Source organism: Pseudoalteromonas sp. Z1A2 (assembly GCF_011378755.1).
Taxonomy (GTDB): Bacteria; Pseudomonadota; Gammaproteobacteria; order Enterobacterales; family Alteromonadaceae; genus Pseudoalteromonas; species Pseudoalteromonas distincta.
Map to the genome: position 1 here is coordinate 1 of NZ_WTKX01000026.1, position 15,493 is coordinate 15,493.

Consider the following 15,493-nt stretch of genomic DNA (forward strand, 5'->3'; position numbering starts at 1 on the left):
CCCGTCTCAGTGGGGTCGCATTATAGGGAGATCCGAAAACAGATCAACCCTTTTTTGAAGAAAACTTGAAATAATGTGCTGTTCGCTGAGTATTTGAGCTAAACGCTCAAAAACACAACTAAACCACCTGTATTGAAAGGTTTATAGAGCTATTTAAAGTCAAAGTTATGGTAACTAGTGATCAGTAGAGACATATTTGGATCATCAATGCTGAAAAAGCCAACCAATAAGTTAAGAGTCGTTTTACTAAAATCATTTGAAATAGTCAAAAGCTGAGATTTAAATTCATTGGGCTATATTTTTATTTGAGAAGTGAGTTTACTAAGGCCCCAATGTTTAGCTTTACTATGAGGTTCTTAGTACCGGTATATAGATAAGAGAGCGACCCTTATATCTTCTGATCAGCTCTAATCAATAAAAACTTCGTTAGGGATTGCTTAATGGCAGTTAAATTCGAAGTGCTATTATTAAAAACTGTAAATCACTATATAAAGTAAAAATGCTCTTTAACTAAAATCGGATAGGCTATTTTGGATCGATGGTAAGTAAAGGGTAACTAAGCAGAGCTATTAAAATAACTGTAAAACAACCTATCGATTCAGAATCTATGAGTCGATGCACATAATAGAAGGTAATTACTGGTTCATATAGTTTGACAAATTTTAGGCAAGAAAAAGCCGAGCATAAGCTCGGCTTTTAGGTTTCTTTAAGACTTACTCTGCAGACTGTGCGTCTTCTTGAACTGCTTCGCTAGTCGCTGGGCGACCAACTAGTTCAATATAAGCCATTGGTGCATTATCACCAGTACGGAAGCCACACTTAAGAATACGAGTGTAACCACCTGGACGATCCGCGTTACGTGGACCGATTTCACTGAATAATTTACCAACAACTTCATTATCACGCGTGCGAGCAAACGCTAAACGGCGATTTGCTACACTGTCAGTCTTAGCCAGTGTGATTAAAGGTTCAATTACACGACGTAACTCTTTCGCTTTTGGCAAAGTAGTTTTGATGATTTCATGTTTCACCAAAGAACCTGCCATATTGCTAAACATCGCTTTACGATGGCTACTGTTACGGTTTAATTGACGACCACTCTTACGATGGCGCATGACCCTATCCTTCTAACTAAACTAATATAGTGATTTAGATTATTCAGCTAAGCTTGCAGGTGGCCAATTTTCTAGGCGCATGCCTAGAGAAAGTCCACGTGAAGCTAGCACGTCTTTAATTTCAGTTAGAGACTTCTTACCTAAATTAGGCGTTTTAAGAAGCTCAACTTCAGTGCGCTGAACTAAATCACCGATATATTGAATTTGCTCGGCTTTCAAACAATTTGCTGAGCGTACTGTTAACTCAAGATCATCAACTGGACGAAGTAGAATAGGATCGAATTCTGGCTTCTCTTCTTTCTCTTCTGGCTCAGTTACATCACGTAAATCTACGAATGCATCTAATTGCTCAGCTAAGATAGTAGACGCACGGCGGATCGCTTCTTCTGGATCTAAAGTGCCGTTTGTTTCCATATCAATGATTAACTTGTCTAAATCTGTACGTTGCTCAACTCGAGCTGATTCAACCGAGTACGCAATACGTTCAACTGGGCTAAATGATGCATCAAGCAACAATCTACCAATTGGACGCTCATCGTCATCAGAGGATAAACGACTAGATGCCGGCACATAACCACGACCACGTTCAACACGAATACGCATGCTGATCTCGCTGTTATTTGTAGTTAAATTACAAATAACGTGATCTGGATTAGCAATTGTTACATCGCCATCGTGCTGAATATCAGCCGCAGTAACAGGGCCTACACCAGATTTAGTCAGGGTCAGAAAAACTTCATCTTTGCCTTCTAACGTTACTGCTAAACCTTTAAGGTTTAATAGTATTTCAATGATGTCTTCTTGAACGCCTTCTTTCGCGCTGTACTCATGTAATACACCGTCGATTTCAACTTCAGTTACTGCACATCCAGGCATAGATGAAAGTAATATACGGCGTAAAGCATTACCCAGAGTATGGCCAAAGCCACGCTCTAATGGTTCTAAAACTATTTTAGAACGCGTTGGGTTGATAGCGTCGATGTCGACTAACCTTGGTTTTAGAAATTCTGTAACAGAACCCTGCATTTTATCCTCTCTTAACTCTTAACTTTACTTAGAGTAAAGTTCGACGATTAGTTGTTCATTAATGTCCGCAGACAGGTCTGAACGCTCAGGTAGACGCTTAAAGCTGCCTTCCAATTTCTTACCGTCAACTTCAACCCAAGTCGGCTTTTCACGTTGCTCAGCCAACTCTAGAGCAGCGATGATACGTGCTTGCGTCTTAGACTTCTCACGGATTACAACAGTATCTTCTGGAGTAATTACGTATGAAGGAATGTTCACAACACGACCATTAACTAAAATCGCTTTATGGCTTACTAACTGACGTGCTTCTGCACGTGTGCTAGCAAAACCCATGCGATATACAACATTGTCTAAACGTTGCTCTAAAAGCTGTAACAAGTTTTCACCTGTGTTGCCTTTAAGGCGAGCAGCTTCTTTGTAGTAGTTACGGAATTGCTTTTCTAATACACCGTAGATACGACGTACTTTTTGCTTTTCACGTAATTGTAAACCGTAATCAGATAAGCGACCTTTACGAGCGCCGTGCTGACCAGGTGCAGTCTCAAGTTTACACTTAGAGTCGATAGCTCTTACGCCGCTCTTAAGGAACAGGTCAGTACCTTCACGACGACTCAGCTTGAGCTTAGGGCCCAAATATCTTGCCATGTTATTTCTCCTAACCTATTGTTAAACGCGACGTTTCTTCGGTGGACGACAACCATTATGTGGTATTGGCGTCACGTCAGTAATGTTGGTAATACGGTAACCAGCAGCATTCAAAGCACGTACAGCAGATTCACGACCTGGACCTGGACCTTTAATGAAAACTTCTAGATTTTTTAAACCGTATTCTTGAGCAGCAGTACCTGCACGCTCTGCAGCAACCTGAGCAGCAAATGGTGTAGATTTACGTGAACCACGGAAACCTGAACCACCGGCAGTAGCCCATGATAGTGCATTACCTTGACGGTCGGTAATCGTTACAATAGTGTTGTTGAAAGACGCATGAACATGAGCCATACCATCAGCAACTTGTTTTTTAACCTTTTTACGACGAATTGGTGTCTTAGCCATAATACTATCCCCTTATCGCTTAATAGGCTTACGAGGACCCTTACGGGTGCGCGCGTTAGTCTTAGTTCTTTGACCACGTAGTGGTAAAGAGCGACGGTGACGTAGGCCACGATAACAACCAAGGTCCATTAGGCGCTTGATATTTAAAGTAACTTCACGACGAAGATCACCTTCAACAGTGTACTTGCCAACTGCATCACGCAGTACGTCAAGAATTTCGTCTGAAAGTTCACCGATTTTTGTGGTTTCGGCGATACCAGTCGCTTCTAAGATAGCCTTAGAGCGAGTCTTACCTATGCCATAAATAGCTGTTAAACCAATAACTGCATGTTTATGATCAGGGACGTTAATGCCAGCAATACGGGCCACTAACACATCTCCTATATTCGAATTTGGTAATCAAAAGTTTGAAAAGCCCGTAAGGATACTCAAACGAAGACCAAATCACTACTAAAAACACAGGCCGAGAAAACTCAGCCTGCACGACTGTTTACTTAGCCTTGCCTTTGCTTATGCTTAGGCTCACTGCAAATTACGCGTACTACACCAGCACGTTTAATAACTTTACAGTTACGGCATATTTTCTTAACGGAAGCACGTACTTTCATTGCTCAACTCCGTAAACTGACCTTATCGACCGTAGCCTTTAAGGTTCGCTTTTTTCAGCACAGAATCATACTGATGAGACATCAGGTGAGTCTGTACTTGTGCCATAAAGTCCATGATTACTACAACGATAATCAAAACTGATGTACCGCCGAAGTAGAATGGCGTTTGCCACGCCATCGTCATGAATTCAGGCACCAGACAGATAAAGGTTATATACAAAGCACCTGCCAATGTCAGGCGTGTCATCACTTTATCAATGTATTTAGATGTCTGCTCACCTGGACGAATACCTGGGATAAATGCGCCAGATTTCTTAAGGTTATCTGCTGTTTCACGTGGGTTAAAAACCAACGCTGTGTAGAAAAAGCAGAAGAAGATAATAGCCGCAGCTAAAACAAGCGAGTACAACGGTTGACCTGGAGTCAACGTAGTAGCAACAGCTTGTAATACATCAGCGACTGGACCTTCACCTTGGCCGAACCAGCTAGCAATTGTACCAGGGAACAGAATTATACTGCTAGCGAAGATTGGTGGAATAACACCCGCCATATTTACTTTTAGTGGTAAATGCGTGCTTTGGGCAGCAAATACTTGACGACCTTGTTGGCGTTTAGCGTAGTTAACAACAATACGACGTTGTCCACGTTCGAAAAACACTACAAGATAAGTAACAGCGAATACGATTACCGCAACCATCAACAGTACAAAAACATTCAAATCACCTTGGCGCGCCATTTCGACTGTCGAACCAATAGCAGACGGCAAGTTAGCTACAATACCAACAAATATTAGAACAGAGATACCGTTACCGATACCACGCTCTGTTATTTGTTCACCCAACCACATAAGGAACATAGTACCAGTAACTAAACTCACCACAGCGGTGAAATAGAAACCCATACCAGGGTTAACAACTAACCCCTCCATCATGCCCGGTAAGCTAGTAGCAATACCGATTGATTGAATAGTAGCTAGCACAAGCGTGCCATAGCGTGTGTACTGGCTAATTTTTTTACGCCCTTGCTCACCTTCTTTCTTAAGCTCTATAAACGGAGGATACATATGCGTTAATAGTTGCGTAATAATCGAAGCCGAGATATACGGCATAATACCCAGTGCTAACACTGAAGCTCGCTCAAGTGCACCACCACTGAACATGTTGAACATTTCAACAATGGTGCCCTTTTGTTGCTCGAAGAAATCGGCAAGTACAGCGGCGTCAATCCCAGGGATCGGCACAAATGAACCTAGACGGTAAATTATGATAGCACCCAATACGAAGAGTAATCGGCGCTTCAATTCCGAAAGTCCACCTTGTGCACTTTTTGTATCTTGACCTGGTTTAGCCATTAGTACTTCCTTAGTCTTCTACCTTGCCTCCGGCAGCTTCAATAGCTTCGCGAGCACCTTTAGAGGCTTTAAGGCCTTTAACGGTAACAGCGCGTGAAACTTCGCCAGATTTAACAACTTTAACGAAAAGAACGTTCTTTTTAACTAGACCAGCTGCTTGTAACGCGCTTAGGTCTACCACATCGCCTTCAACTTTAGCGATTTCAAAAAGGTTTATTTCTGCAGATACTAAAGATTTGCGAGAAGTAAAACCAAATTTAGGTAGACGACGTTGCATAGGCATTTGACCGCCTTCAAAACCAACGCGTACTTTGCCGCCAGAACGTGATTTTTGACCTTTGTGACCACGACCACCAGTCTTACCTAGACCAGAACCGATACCACGACCAACACGTTTTGGAGCAGTTTTTGAACCTGCAGCAGGTGAAAGTGTATTCAAATGCATCGAATTAACCCTCTACCTTAACCATGTAAGAAACCTTGTTTATCATACCACGTACACATGCTGTGTCTTCTAACTCAACAGTGTGGTTGATACGACGTAAACCAAGACCGCGTAATGTAGCTTTATGTTTCGGTAAACGACCGATAGAGCTTTTTACTTGTGTTACTTTTACAGTTTGATTTGCCATGGTTACCCCAGTATTTCGTCTACGCGAAGGCCACGTTTTGCAGCGATTGACTGTGGAGAATTCATATTCTCAAGAGCCGAAATCGTTGCACGTACTACGTTGATTGGGTTAGTAGAACCGTAACATTTAGAAAGTACGTTCTGAACACCAGTCACTTCTAGTACTGCACGCATAGCACCACCTGCGATGATACCAGTACCTTCAGAGGCTGGTTTCATGAACACTAGTGAGCCAGCATGACGTCCCTTAACAGGATGCTGTAATGTATTGCCATTTAGGTCTACATTGATCATGTTGCGACGTGCTTTTTCCATTGCTTTTTGAATAGCAGCTGGAACTTCACGTGCTTTACCATAACCAAAACCTACTTTACCTGCGCCGTCACCAACTACAGTTAGTGCAGTAAAGCTAAAGATACGACCACCTTTAACTACTTTAGACACACGGTTCACCGCGATTAGCTTTTCAGCTAGATCAGGCTGTTGTTGCTTTGCTTCTACGTTAGCCATAGTCTACTCCTAGAATTGCAAACCGGCTTCACGCGCAGCATCAGCTAGCGCCTTCACACGGCCGTGATATTTAAAGCCACTGCGATCAAAAGCAATCTTTTCGATGCCTTTGTCAGCCGCACGTTCAGCAACCGCTTTGCCAACTGCTTGCGCAGCTTCAACGTTACCGGTGCCTTTAACTGTTTCGCTAATAGCCTTTTCAACAGTAGAAGCAGCAGCCAGTACATTACCCTCAGCATTTACAACTTGAGCGTATATGTGACGTGGCGTGCGGTGGATAACAAGACGCGTTGTGCCTTGTTCAATATAATTTCTACGAGTGCGTTTAGCACGACGTAGACGAGCTGTTTTTTTATCCATCGTCTTACCTTACTTCTTCTTAGCCTCTTTACGGCGTACATTCTCATCTGAATAACGAACACCCTTACCTTTATAAGGCTCAGGTTTACGGTATGCACGAATGTTAGCAGCTGTTTGACCAACTAACTGCTTGTCTACGCCCTTAACTAGAACTTCTGTTTGGCTTGGAGTTTCAATCGTAATTCCTTCAGGAACTGCGAAATTAACTGGGTGTGAGAAGCCAAGAGTTAAATCTAATGTTTTACCCTTCGCTGCAGCACGGTAACCCACGCCTACTAACTGAAGTTTCTTCTCGTAACCTTCATGCGTACCAACAACCATGTTGTTGATTAGAGCGCGAGCAGTACCTGCTTGAGCCCATGCATTAGCTACGCCATCACGAGGTAAAGTAGTAATAACGTTGTCATTTACTTGAACTTCAACAGCGTTGTTGATTGTACGAGTAAGTTCACCGTTTTTGCCTTTAACTGTGATTTCCTGGCCTTTTAATGTAACTTCTACACCGGCAGGAACAGTAATTGGTGCCTTTGCTATGCGAGACATAGTTCCCCTCCGATTAAGCTACAAAACCAATGATTTCACCACCAACACCAGCACTACGTGCTGCGCGGTCTGTCATTAGGCCTTTAGAAGTTGATACGATAGCGATACCAAGACCACCCATTACCTTAGGTAATTGGTCACGTTTCTTATAGATACGTAAACCAGGGCGACTTACACGCTGGATATTTTCAATTACAGCTTTGCCTTCGAAGTACTTCAACTCGATAGAAAGCTCAGGTTTAGTTTCGCCGTTAACAGCGAAATCTACGATATAACCTTCGTCTTTTAGTACTTTAGCTAATGCTACTTTCAGCTTTGAAGTTGGCATCGTTACAGATACTTTCTTCGCTGATTGACCGTTACGAATTCGTGTGAACAAATCCGCGATAGGATCTTGCAAGCTCATAGTCTTACTCCCATGATTCTATTACCAGCTAGCCTTTTTAAGGCCAGGAATTTCACCGCGCATAGCTGCTTCGCGAACTTTAATACGGCTCATGCCGAATTTGCGAAGGAAACCATGTGGGCGGCCCGTAATGTTACAACGATTACGTTGACGTGCAGGGCTAGAATCACGTGGTAAAGCTTGTAGCTTAAGTACCGCGTCCCAACGATCATCTTCAGATGTGTTAACATCACTGATGATAGCTTTTAGTGCAGCGCGCTTTTCAGCGTACTGAGCAACTAGTTTTGTGCGCTTTGCTTCGCGCGCTTTCATAGAATTCTTTGCCATAACCCTACCCTTATTTCTTAAATGGGAAGTTAAACGCTTCTAACAACGCACGGCCTTCCTCATCAGATTTCGCAGAAGTAGTGATAGTAATATCCATACCGCGTACACGGTCTACTTTATCGTAATCGATTTCTGGGAAGATGATTTGTTCACGTACGCCCATGCTGTAGTTGCCACGTCCATCAAAAGACTTTGCACTTACGCCACGGAAGTCACGAATACGTGGGATAGCGATTGATACCAAACGCTCAAAAAAGTCCCACATACGCTCGCCGCGTAGGGTTACTTTACAACCAATCGGGTAGCCTTCACGCACTTTAAAGCCAGCAACAGATTTGCGTGCTTTAGTGATTAAAGGTTTCTGACCAGAGATTGCTGCTAGATCCGCTACTGCGTTATCTAAAATCTTCTTGTCAGCTAGGGCTTCGCCCACGCCCATATTCAATGTGATCTTTTCGATCTGAGGGACTTGCATGACAGAGCTGAAACCAAACTTCTCTTGAAGTTCAGCAACTACTTTGTCTTTATATACTTCATGCAGTTTCGCCATCATTCTACTCCAACTATTAGATAGTTTTACCAGTAGATTTAAAGATACGTAATTTCTTACCATCTTCAATCTTGAAACCTACACGATCAGCTTTACTCGTTTCCGAGTTGAAGATCGCAACGTTTGATGCATCCATAGATGCTTCTTTCTCAACAATGCCGCCAGCTTGGTTCAATTGTGGAACCGGCTTTTGGTGTTTCTTGATCAAGTTTATGCCTTCGACAAAGATTCGACCAGATTCAGTAACAACTGAAAGCACTTTTCCGCGCTTACCTTTGTCTTTACCTGCTAGTACGATTACTTCGTCATCACGACGTATTTTTGCTGCCATGATTGGCTCCTTACAGTACTTCTGGGGCTAGTGAAACGATTTTCATGAACTTATCATTACGAAGTTCGCGAGTCACAGGGCCGAAAATACGTGTACCAATTGGCTGTAAGTTATCATTTAAGATAACAGCAGCGTTGCTGTCAAAACGGATCAGAGAACCATCTGGACGGCGAACACCTTTTCTGGTACGCACAACTACCGCGTTTTTAACATCACCTTTCTTCACTTTACCGCGAGGAATAGCTTCTTTTACAGAAACTTTAATGATGTCGCCAATCGCTGCGTAGCGACGGTGAGAACCACCAAGGACTTTTATACACTGCACTTTGCGAGCGCCGCTGTTATCAGCAACTTCCAGCTGAGTTTGCATTTGGATCATGTTAATGACCTCCGGTGTAGTAATTACAACGTGTCTTAAATTTGTTTAAAATCAAGACATTTCGATTAAATCCCACTCAAAAACAAACGAGTTGTCTCTTAAGGGCGGGCAATTGTACCAGCATTGAGGGGGTAGCGATAGGTTATTTTTTAATTAATTTGGAGTGATGGGAAATTAAAGCTGAGTAATTACGGCTATGTAGCTATTTTACAGGTGGTTACAAAACAAACAAGGCACCTGTAATGTGCCTTGTTTGTTTAAAGTGTAATAAATTAACCAAATAAACCTTTTAATTTATCTTTAATTTTATCTTTTGCTTTGTCTTTGGCTTTTTCTTTTGCCTCATCGACCTTCTGCTTAGCTTCATCTTTGAGCGCATCACCAACATCTAGCTTTATACCTACATCGTGGAAAGGCCCTTTTATACGTAGTGGTATTTTAAAGCCAGTGCTGTCATCGGTAGTTCCCTGACCTTCGATAGATCCAACTATACCTGTAACCAAACGATAGTTGACCGTTGTTTGCGGTAAATCAACGTCGCCTTCACCTGATATTCTAATAAGTGGGCTGATAAGTGATAGGTCGGTATTTTTGCCAACGCCATTAGTAAAGTTAAAACTTCCAGTTAATGCTGAAAAATCTGTTTGCTCAGATTCTTCAAATCCGGTATCAAGCCCTTCAGATGCAGCACCAAAGTTACCTGAAATGAGTTCCTTACCTTTACGAACCATCTCAGCTATATTTGCACCTTTTACAGCTCCATCAGCAAACTCAAATCCAAGCTTTCCATTAAGCGCACCAATAAACGACTTTTGACTTTGGCCAGTTGTGTTTAGGTTCCAATTTAAAGACCCCTTACCCATTAGCTTGTCAAAACCTGCCGCATCCGTTAATAAAGGCTGTGCATCTATTCCAGCTAAGTCAAAGTTAGTTGATATTTTATAAGGTACTTGCTGTGCGTTTACATTGATAACGCCTTTACCTGACCCTTCATAAGCAGAAAAGCTATCTAGGCTTAGTTTTGCAACGCTATTTTTTAAAGCAACAGTAAATTGATTTGCGCCTAATTTAATATCATTTGCTTTTAATCCACTTGAACGAATCACTACATTTGCATCTAGTGAATTTAATGCACTTAAATCAATTTTAGTGTCATCCCATACTATTGGCTCTGCAGGTTTATCTTCTTGCTCTTCTGGCTCTTCTTGTTTTGCCACTGCTTCAGGTAGATACGGGTTTAAGTCAAGCATACCTAAATCAATATCAGCATTTACTGCTAAACGCTTACCTAGGTTAAGCTCGCTCTTACCTTTTATTTCTAATGCGTCTAACGTCGCAACTAAATCTTCTAGATTAAATTTCTCACCTAGTAGGTGCATTTTACCGTTTACACTAAATCCGTTAAATGCATTGTCTTTAGCGTCTAGCTCTATACCTTGCCATTTCGCAATACTTTTAACAGACTCACCGCTTAGTGCTAACTGACCTTTAATATCTTGGCCTTGCTTAGCTATGCTCCCTTCGAACGTTAAATCAACTAAACGAGAATCTAAGGTTTGTTTAACATTAAAAGTAGCACCTTCAATTGCTTTAGCAGGAGTATCTAATTTTATATCAAGATCAAAACGCTCTTGCATATAAGTAATACCCCCTTTTACTTCTAATGTTTTACGAAGTGAAGGAAGTAAAATAGCGAGTTCTAAATCGCTAATTTGTTGTTTGGCACCTGTTTGACCATCTAGATAAGTAAATGTGCCGCCATAAATAGCAACTTCACCCAACTCAATATCAAAGTTATCTGGAAGCTTTATCGCTTCACCTGATTGGCTCTGCTCTTTTGGTTGCTCTGCAACTGCATCAAACAACTGCCAATTGGCTTTACCATTTTTGTCGGTTTCTAATAGGATATTTGGTTCGTTTATAACAAACTTATCTAATTTAAACTCACCACCAAATAATGAAAACCAAGGTATGTGTACAGCAAGCTGTTTCATACTCGCCATATCGGCGCGCGAACCTGATTCCATATTTGCAAAATGCACGTCGTTAAGTTCTAACTTTAATGCAGGGAATACGCTAAGTGTTTTATCACCTTTAATGGTAAGAGTGCGCCCAGTTGTTTGTTCTACCTGCTGCGACACTTTGTTAAAAATAGTATCAGTAGGGATTAGAAACGGTGCGGCAAAAATTAGTGCTATACATAGTAAAAGTATTACACCTACAATTTTAAGTAAGGTTTTCATGATCGTCCTTTAAAACGTGCAAATAATGTTCTTATCATAGCGAGTGTTAGCCTTAAAATCATTGTCGTTCTGATAAAAAAGCTTTTTATTAGATATTACATTCTTATCCTGAATCGCCCCTGAAACATTTTGATACCTTTAGGTTACAAATAAATATTGACCCGGTGAAACCTTAAGGTTACATTGATACCCATAGGTTACAAAAAATAAATACTATCACAGGATGAATATTATGAAACAACAGGATATTAAAACTGAAGAAAAGTTTATGAGTCAAAATATATGGCTTAGTATAAGCACAGCCATGGTTTGTTTACTTCTCAATGTTTACTCACTAATAAAGCACGATAACGAAGGGTTATTATTTGTTGGATTGGGCGTTTCTTTTTATGTAGTTATAGTGATTATTTACCTCATTAAAGGGGGCTTTCCGTTAAAAATGTATTTTCAATACGCTTATAAAGATGAGTTTCTAAACACCATTGATACTAATGCCTATAAACATTTAAGTTTTGCATTTGTATTTTGCCTTCTTGGTGTTTTGTATAGTAACGATTCAATACCTAGCGATGTTTCGCATGCAAATATGGCAATGTTCTATCTAGGTATCATGCTCTTGGTATATGGCGCTTCATTACTTTGGCAAAATCGTGATTAGGAGAGGAAATGCAAAATAACATAGCAAAGTACCGAAAAGAAGCTGGGCTTTCACAACAAGAACTTGCTGATGCTATTAACGTGTCGCGCAAAACAATAAGTACCGTAGAAACAAACCGGTTTACCCCTTCGGTAATAATTGCTCTAAAAATAGCAAAGCATTTTAATACCTCAGTTGAAAGTCTCTTTGTACTAGATAAAAATGATTGATACATGTTAAAGCGTTAGTCTCATTCTATTAGCAAAAATACCGATTTAGCTACTTCAATTACAACGTATGGAGGACAGCGCTGTTGTTATTAGCGTAATTGCGCTAAAATGGACCAGCAAAAAAATATATATCTAAACCGGAGATTCTACAAGGCATGAAAAAACTGCTAATTTCACCGTCAAAAATGACGCTAGGCGAACAAGAAAATCAAATCTATCAGAACATTCTGAAGCAATCTTCAGAATTAAGCCTTAACCTTATGGCCGTGAAAGTAGAAAACCACCCTGATGATTTTTTACCTTGGTGTTACGAATTGCTAAGTGCAAGCAGAGATCGTATGAACTACGATTTACTAGAGCCGCAGCAATTACCAGTACTTAAGAAGCTACACGATCAGCTTATTTCAGCTATCAGCTTTTTACAGGTTAAAACTTTACGTATTGCTCCGTGGCCTGTAGTAAGTGTATTTGTAGAACAACACAAAGACGTTATTGCTCTTGATGAACAGCTTCGCTTAGTAGACTACATTAAAAGCATTCGTGAACAATCTCTTAAAGATATGATTCCTGAAGATTTACTTGCGTTTAGCGGTAAGCACATGGCATCACATGATCCAAGCACATACAACTTTGACGTTGAATGGTTTGCATCAACAAAAAGTGCGAAGAGCTTTCATCAAATGCTTGGCGATTTACCAGGTGCCTTTGACGATGCACTAGTAAATATTCCACTTGAAGGTGACATTACTCAATACGAATATCAACAATTTGTTGCTGCTTATTCAAAAATATTCACCGACAATAATGAAAAACCAACACTTGCGCCTGCAACACGACTGCTTGCAATGCGTCGCCCTGATATATTTACTCCGATCACAAACAATCGATTAGATGCATTATGCGGTGCCCTTGGTGTTTCTAAACTAAAAAATAGTGATTTTGAGCGTTACTGGCAAGATATTGTAAAAGGTATTCAAGCTATGTCATGGTACAAAATGGCTAAACCTAGTAATGGGTTAGAAGAACAATTAGTTGCTATTAAAGCACTAATCCCATGTTTCTTTCACTATGCTGATGCAAAAACACCAGATAACTCTAACTACATCAAACTGTTAAGTAAGCCTAAACGAACTACAACTACGACAGGTAAAACTCAGCGTAGAGGTAAAGAGTCTGCAGAAATTTTAGTAGACCGCGCACTTGCTGCTGACGATATTCCTGAGCACATTCGCAGTAAGCGCGATTCAATTGTGAGTGAAGTTCAAAAAGGTCGTAGTGTAAACGAAACAATTAGCCTTATGCGCACTATATTTGGCTAAAAACTTCTAATTTAGCCGTACTTTTATGGTGCGGCTAGGTTAATTTATGCACCAGCAGTGTGCGCAACATCTCCCTACATACCATATCTCTTCTCAATCTATAAAATACAAGCTCATGTTTTTAATGTATAAAAATAATTTTTAATAAAAAATAATGAAGCTGGCACATACAGTGCAATTATCTCGTTAGTTAAACAATAAAAAGCCGTCAGCCTAAAGGTTCCGAATACATAATAAAAACCTTGGCGAGCAAAAATCATATAACGGGAAATGGACATGCTAAAACTAAAAAAAACCATCGCTATAAGTGCTATAGCATTAATGGGCGCAACATCTTTAACGTCAACAGCCGTACATGCTGAAGTAACAGCAAACGCAGCGGCAACATCAAACTACTTATGGCGTGGTCAAGAGCAAACTGGGGGCGATGCAGCTATTTCAGGCGGTATTGATTACGCCAATGAATCGGGCTTTTATGCAGGTACTTGGGCTTCAAATGCATCGTGGGCAGATGAAATGACCTATGAGCTTGATTTATATGCAGGCTTTGGTGGCGACATTAACGAAAGCGTTAGCTATGATGTTGGCTATATTTATTACGCTTACCCAGATGCAGCTTCTGAAGCTGACGCAGATTTCTCTGAAATTTACGGTAGCATCAGTGTTGAAGGCTTTACATTTGGTGCTTCAGTACTTGCAACATCAGCTGCAAGTGGTGATGGTACAGACTTTGGTGATTCACTTTACCTGACAGCTGATTACGGTTTTGCTGTTGGCAGTAACGGCACTGAAATGGCACTTCACTTAGGCCACTACTCTGGTGACTTTATTGGCGATGATAATATCTTAGATTACGGTGTATCAATCTCGAAAGACGGTTTTACTTTTGGTTTGTCTGATACAGATATGGATGATTCAGATATTAAAGCTTACGTTGCTTATTCTGTAGACTTTAATTTATAAGAAAGAATGTGTTACTTGCTGCGACACGAAGGGCCTTTTGGCCCTTTTCTCGTTTTTGCACAAGACCCCTCACATCTGTTAACAAACCGTTACAATTGAATGAAAACAATACATACATTTTCCTTTATTCTATTACCTAGTCACTGGGCATTTATAACTGCCTAGCCATAAAATAGGTATAAAGGAATAATAATGAAATCACCTAACGCGTTTAGCGCCCTACTCGATATTTATATAAGTCCTAGTAAAGCTTTCAATGGTGTTGAACACGCCAAAGGTTGGTCATGGCTTGCTTTTATAGTCATGTCTTTAGTTTCAATGGCGAGTATTTATATTTTTTATTCCACTGTTGATATGCAGTTTTTGATTAATGAGCAAGTAGCAGCATCAACTATTGATGCGACGATTGGCGAGCAAAAAATGATTCGCCAAAGTATAGAGCAAAATGCAGAAGGCCAAATATGGTTTGGTTTGTTTGGCGGCGTAATTGCGCTGGCTATCATGAATGCATTAGTGGCACTTTATTATATGCTTGTGGCTAAACAAGATCCTGAATCAGAACATAGCTACGGAGCTTGGTATGGATTCGCTACCTGGACAATGATGCCAGTTGTTATTTCAAGCCTAGGAACAATTGCTCTTGTACTAAGTGCAAGTACAGATCAAATATCTCAACAAGCCGTATTTAGCTACGCATCTATTAACCAATTAATAATAGGACTTGAAATTGGCCATCCTTTTTATAGCTTATTAGAATCAATAAACTTATTTAGCTTTTGGAGCATTTCGCTGGGAATGATCGGCTTAAAATGCTGGACTAATTTTTCAACTAACAAAGCACTCCTATTCTCTGCTCTTCCTTCAATTATTATTTTTGGTATTTGGGCAATCATTGCAGCAAGTTAACTCTT

At 40.6% G+C, this 15,493-nt stretch carries 23 protein-coding genes; 5 read left to right on the forward strand and 18 right to left on the reverse strand.

The features are described from left to right. Positions 1–713: 713 nt before the first annotated feature. The 18 genes from rplQ to GQR47_RS16160 form a co-directional block, all read right to left on the reverse strand. A complete protein-coding gene (rplQ, locus tag GQR47_RS16075; RefSeq protein ID WP_002959450.1) occupies positions 714–1,115 on the reverse strand; it encodes a 50S ribosomal protein L17 in 402 nt (133 codons plus the stop codon). A gap of 39 nt (positions 1,116–1,154) precedes the next feature. Then, the gene (rpoA, locus tag GQR47_RS16080; protein WP_002959452.1) at positions 1,155–2,141 is read right to left on the reverse strand and encodes a DNA-directed RNA polymerase subunit alpha; all 987 of its coding nucleotides are present in this window, start codon (positions 2,139–2,141) and stop codon (positions 1,155–1,157) included. Positions 2,142–2,165: 24 nt separating this feature from the next. Beyond that, the gene (gene rpsD / locus GQR47_RS16085) at positions 2,166–2,786 is read right to left on the reverse strand and encodes a 30S ribosomal protein S4 (protein WP_002959461.1); all 621 of its coding nucleotides are present in this window, start codon (positions 2,784–2,786) and stop codon (positions 2,166–2,168) included. A 21-nt stretch (positions 2,787–2,807) separates the two neighbouring features. Further along, a complete protein-coding gene (rpsK, locus tag GQR47_RS16090; RefSeq protein ID WP_002959471.1) occupies positions 2,808–3,194 on the reverse strand; it encodes a 30S ribosomal protein S11 in 387 nt (128 codons plus the stop codon). A gap of 12 nt (positions 3,195–3,206) precedes the next feature. Further along, a complete protein-coding gene (gene rpsM / locus GQR47_RS16095) occupies positions 3,207–3,563 on the reverse strand; it encodes a 30S ribosomal protein S13 (RefSeq protein WP_002959473.1) in 357 nt (118 codons plus the stop codon). Between the two features lie 125 nt (positions 3,564–3,688). Then, entirely contained in the window at positions 3,689–3,802 is a 114-nt protein-coding gene (gene rpmJ / locus GQR47_RS16100) for a 50S ribosomal protein L36 (RefSeq protein WP_002959476.1), read from the reverse strand. A gap of 22 nt (positions 3,803–3,824) precedes the next feature. Continuing rightward, positions 3,825–5,153, reverse strand: a complete 1,329-nt coding sequence (gene secY / locus GQR47_RS16105) for a preprotein translocase subunit SecY (RefSeq protein ID WP_002959478.1) — start codon at positions 5,151–5,153, stop codon at positions 3,825–3,827. A gap of 10 nt (positions 5,154–5,163) precedes the next feature. Beyond that, positions 5,164–5,598, reverse strand: a complete 435-nt coding sequence (rplO, locus tag GQR47_RS16110; RefSeq protein ID WP_002959480.1) for a 50S ribosomal protein L15 — start codon at positions 5,596–5,598, stop codon at positions 5,164–5,166. 4 nt (positions 5,599–5,602) lie between these two features. Then, complete coding sequence (rpmD, locus tag GQR47_RS16115; RefSeq protein WP_002959482.1) at positions 5,603–5,785, reverse strand: 50S ribosomal protein L30; 183 nt, start codon at positions 5,783–5,785, stop codon at positions 5,603–5,605. A gap of 2 nt (positions 5,786–5,787) precedes the next feature. Then, positions 5,788–6,294, reverse strand: a complete 507-nt coding sequence (rpsE, locus tag GQR47_RS16120) for a 30S ribosomal protein S5 (RefSeq protein ID WP_002959485.1) — start codon at positions 6,292–6,294, stop codon at positions 5,788–5,790. A 9-nt stretch (positions 6,295–6,303) separates the two neighbouring features. Continuing rightward, positions 6,304–6,654, reverse strand: a complete 351-nt coding sequence (rplR, locus tag GQR47_RS16125; protein WP_002959486.1) for a 50S ribosomal protein L18 — start codon at positions 6,652–6,654, stop codon at positions 6,304–6,306. 9 nt (positions 6,655–6,663) lie between these two features. Further along, positions 6,664–7,197: a 50S ribosomal protein L6 gene (gene rplF, locus GQR47_RS16130; protein ID WP_002959488.1), complete on the reverse strand. Its 534-nt coding sequence runs from the start codon at positions 7,195–7,197 to the stop codon at positions 6,664–6,666. A 13-nt stretch (positions 7,198–7,210) separates the two neighbouring features. After that, positions 7,211–7,603 (reverse strand): 30S ribosomal protein S8, encoded by a 393-nt coding sequence (rpsH, locus tag GQR47_RS16135; protein ID WP_002959491.1) that lies wholly within the window; start codon positions 7,601–7,603, stop codon positions 7,211–7,213. Positions 7,604–7,624: 21 nt separating this feature from the next. Then, positions 7,625–7,930 (reverse strand): 30S ribosomal protein S14, encoded by a 306-nt coding sequence (rpsN, locus tag GQR47_RS16140; protein WP_006794245.1) that lies wholly within the window; start codon positions 7,928–7,930, stop codon positions 7,625–7,627. A gap of 10 nt (positions 7,931–7,940) precedes the next feature. Beyond that, positions 7,941–8,480: a 50S ribosomal protein L5 gene (gene rplE / locus GQR47_RS16145; RefSeq protein WP_010554915.1), complete on the reverse strand. Its 540-nt coding sequence runs from the start codon at positions 8,478–8,480 to the stop codon at positions 7,941–7,943. Positions 8,481–8,496: 16 nt separating this feature from the next. After that, on the reverse strand, positions 8,497–8,811 hold the full coding sequence (rplX, locus tag GQR47_RS16150; protein WP_002959496.1) for a 50S ribosomal protein L24: 315 nt from the start codon (positions 8,809–8,811) through the stop codon (positions 8,497–8,499). A gap of 10 nt (positions 8,812–8,821) precedes the next feature. Further along, on the reverse strand, positions 8,822–9,190 hold the full coding sequence (rplN, locus tag GQR47_RS16155) for a 50S ribosomal protein L14 (protein WP_002959498.1): 369 nt from the start codon (positions 9,188–9,190) through the stop codon (positions 8,822–8,824). Between the two features lie 272 nt (positions 9,191–9,462). Continuing rightward, a complete protein-coding gene (locus tag GQR47_RS16160) occupies positions 9,463–11,433 on the reverse strand; it encodes an AsmA family protein (protein ID WP_024595205.1) in 1,971 nt (656 codons plus the stop codon). 232 nt (positions 11,434–11,665) lie between these two features. On the opposite strand from GQR47_RS16160, the gene GQR47_RS16165 reads away from it, so the two are divergent. The 5 genes from GQR47_RS16165 to GQR47_RS16185 all read left to right on the forward strand — a co-directional run bounded on the left by GQR47_RS16165 (position 11,666) and on the right by GQR47_RS16185 (position 15,488). Next, complete coding sequence (locus GQR47_RS16165; protein WP_024595206.1) at positions 11,666–12,091, forward strand: hypothetical protein; 426 nt, start codon at positions 11,666–11,668, stop codon at positions 12,089–12,091. A gap of 8 nt (positions 12,092–12,099) precedes the next feature. After that, entirely contained in the window at positions 12,100–12,300 is a 201-nt protein-coding gene (locus GQR47_RS16170) for a helix-turn-helix transcriptional regulator (RefSeq protein WP_024595207.1), read from the forward strand. A 155-nt stretch (positions 12,301–12,455) separates the two neighbouring features. Continuing rightward, positions 12,456–13,619: a hypothetical protein gene (locus tag GQR47_RS16175; protein ID WP_024595208.1), complete on the forward strand. Its 1,164-nt coding sequence runs from the start codon at positions 12,456–12,458 to the stop codon at positions 13,617–13,619. A gap of 276 nt (positions 13,620–13,895) precedes the next feature. After that, positions 13,896–14,582, forward strand: a complete 687-nt coding sequence (locus GQR47_RS16180) for a TorF family putative porin (protein ID WP_024591363.1) — start codon at positions 13,896–13,898, stop codon at positions 14,580–14,582. Positions 14,583–14,774: 192 nt separating this feature from the next. Continuing rightward, positions 14,775–15,488, forward strand: coding sequence for a YIP1 family protein (locus GQR47_RS16185; protein WP_024595209.1), 714 nt, complete (start codon positions 14,775–14,777; stop codon positions 15,486–15,488). Positions 15,489–15,493: the final 5 nt, after the last annotated feature.

What these genes read in the sequence shown, in the direction of transcription:
- rpmD (WP_002959482.1), bottom strand. Translation starts at nt 5,785, where the DNA reads ATGGCAAATCAAACTGTAAAAGTAACACAAGTAAAAAGCTCTATCGGT.
- GQR47_RS16185 (WP_024595209.1), top strand. Translation starts at nt 14,775, where the DNA reads ATGAAATCACCTAACGCGTTTAGCGCCCTACTCGATATTTATATAAGT.
- rplF (WP_002959488.1), bottom strand. Translation starts at nt 7,197, where the DNA reads ATGTCTCGCATAGCAAAGGCACCAATTACTGTTCCTGCCGGTGTAGAA.
- rplQ (WP_002959450.1), bottom strand. Translation starts at nt 1,115, where the DNA reads ATGCGCCATCGTAAGAGTGGTCGTCAATTAAACCGTAACAGTAGCCAT.
- rplX (WP_002959496.1), bottom strand. Translation starts at nt 8,811, where the DNA reads ATGGCAGCAAAAATACGTCGTGATGACGAAGTAATCGTACTAGCAGGT.
- GQR47_RS16170 (WP_024595207.1), top strand. Translation starts at nt 12,100, where the DNA reads ATGCAAAATAACATAGCAAAGTACCGAAAAGAAGCTGGGCTTTCACAA.
- GQR47_RS16165 (WP_024595206.1), top strand. Translation starts at nt 11,666, where the DNA reads ATGAAACAACAGGATATTAAAACTGAAGAAAAGTTTATGAGTCAAAAT.
- rpsD (WP_002959461.1), bottom strand. Translation starts at nt 2,786, where the DNA reads ATGGCAAGATATTTGGGCCCTAAGCTCAAGCTGAGTCGTCGTGAAGGT.
- rpsN (WP_006794245.1), bottom strand. Translation starts at nt 7,930, where the DNA reads ATGGCAAAGAATTCTATGAAAGCGCGCGAAGCAAAGCGCACAAAACTA.
- rpmJ (WP_002959476.1), bottom strand. Translation starts at nt 3,802, where the DNA reads ATGAAAGTACGTGCTTCCGTTAAGAAAATATGCCGTAACTGTAAAGTT.
- rplN (WP_002959498.1), bottom strand. Translation starts at nt 9,190, where the DNA reads ATGATCCAAATGCAAACTCAGCTGGAAGTTGCTGATAACAGCGGCGCT.
- rpsH (WP_002959491.1), bottom strand. Translation starts at nt 7,603, where the DNA reads ATGAGCTTGCAAGATCCTATCGCGGATTTGTTCACACGAATTCGTAAC.
- GQR47_RS16160 (WP_024595205.1), bottom strand. Translation starts at nt 11,433, where the DNA reads ATGAAAACCTTACTTAAAATTGTAGGTGTAATACTTTTACTATGTATA.
- rplR (WP_002959486.1), bottom strand. Translation starts at nt 6,654, where the DNA reads ATGGATAAAAAAACAGCTCGTCTACGTCGTGCTAAACGCACTCGTAGA.
- rpsE (WP_002959485.1), bottom strand. Translation starts at nt 6,294, where the DNA reads ATGGCTAACGTAGAAGCAAAGCAACAACAGCCTGATCTAGCTGAAAAG.
- rpsK (WP_002959471.1), bottom strand. Translation starts at nt 3,194, where the DNA reads ATGGCTAAGACACCAATTCGTCGTAAAAAGGTTAAAAAACAAGTTGCT.
- GQR47_RS16175 (WP_024595208.1), top strand. Translation starts at nt 12,456, where the DNA reads ATGAAAAAACTGCTAATTTCACCGTCAAAAATGACGCTAGGCGAACAA.
- GQR47_RS16180 (WP_024591363.1), top strand. Translation starts at nt 13,896, where the DNA reads ATGCTAAAACTAAAAAAAACCATCGCTATAAGTGCTATAGCATTAATG.
- rplO (WP_002959480.1), bottom strand. Translation starts at nt 5,598, where the DNA reads ATGCATTTGAATACACTTTCACCTGCTGCAGGTTCAAAAACTGCTCCA.
- rpoA (WP_002959452.1), bottom strand. Translation starts at nt 2,141, where the DNA reads ATGCAGGGTTCTGTTACAGAATTTCTAAAACCAAGGTTAGTCGACATC.
- secY (WP_002959478.1), bottom strand. Translation starts at nt 5,153, where the DNA reads ATGGCTAAACCAGGTCAAGATACAAAAAGTGCACAAGGTGGACTTTCG.
- rplE (WP_010554915.1), bottom strand. Translation starts at nt 8,480, where the DNA reads ATGGCGAAACTGCATGAAGTATATAAAGACAAAGTAGTTGCTGAACTT.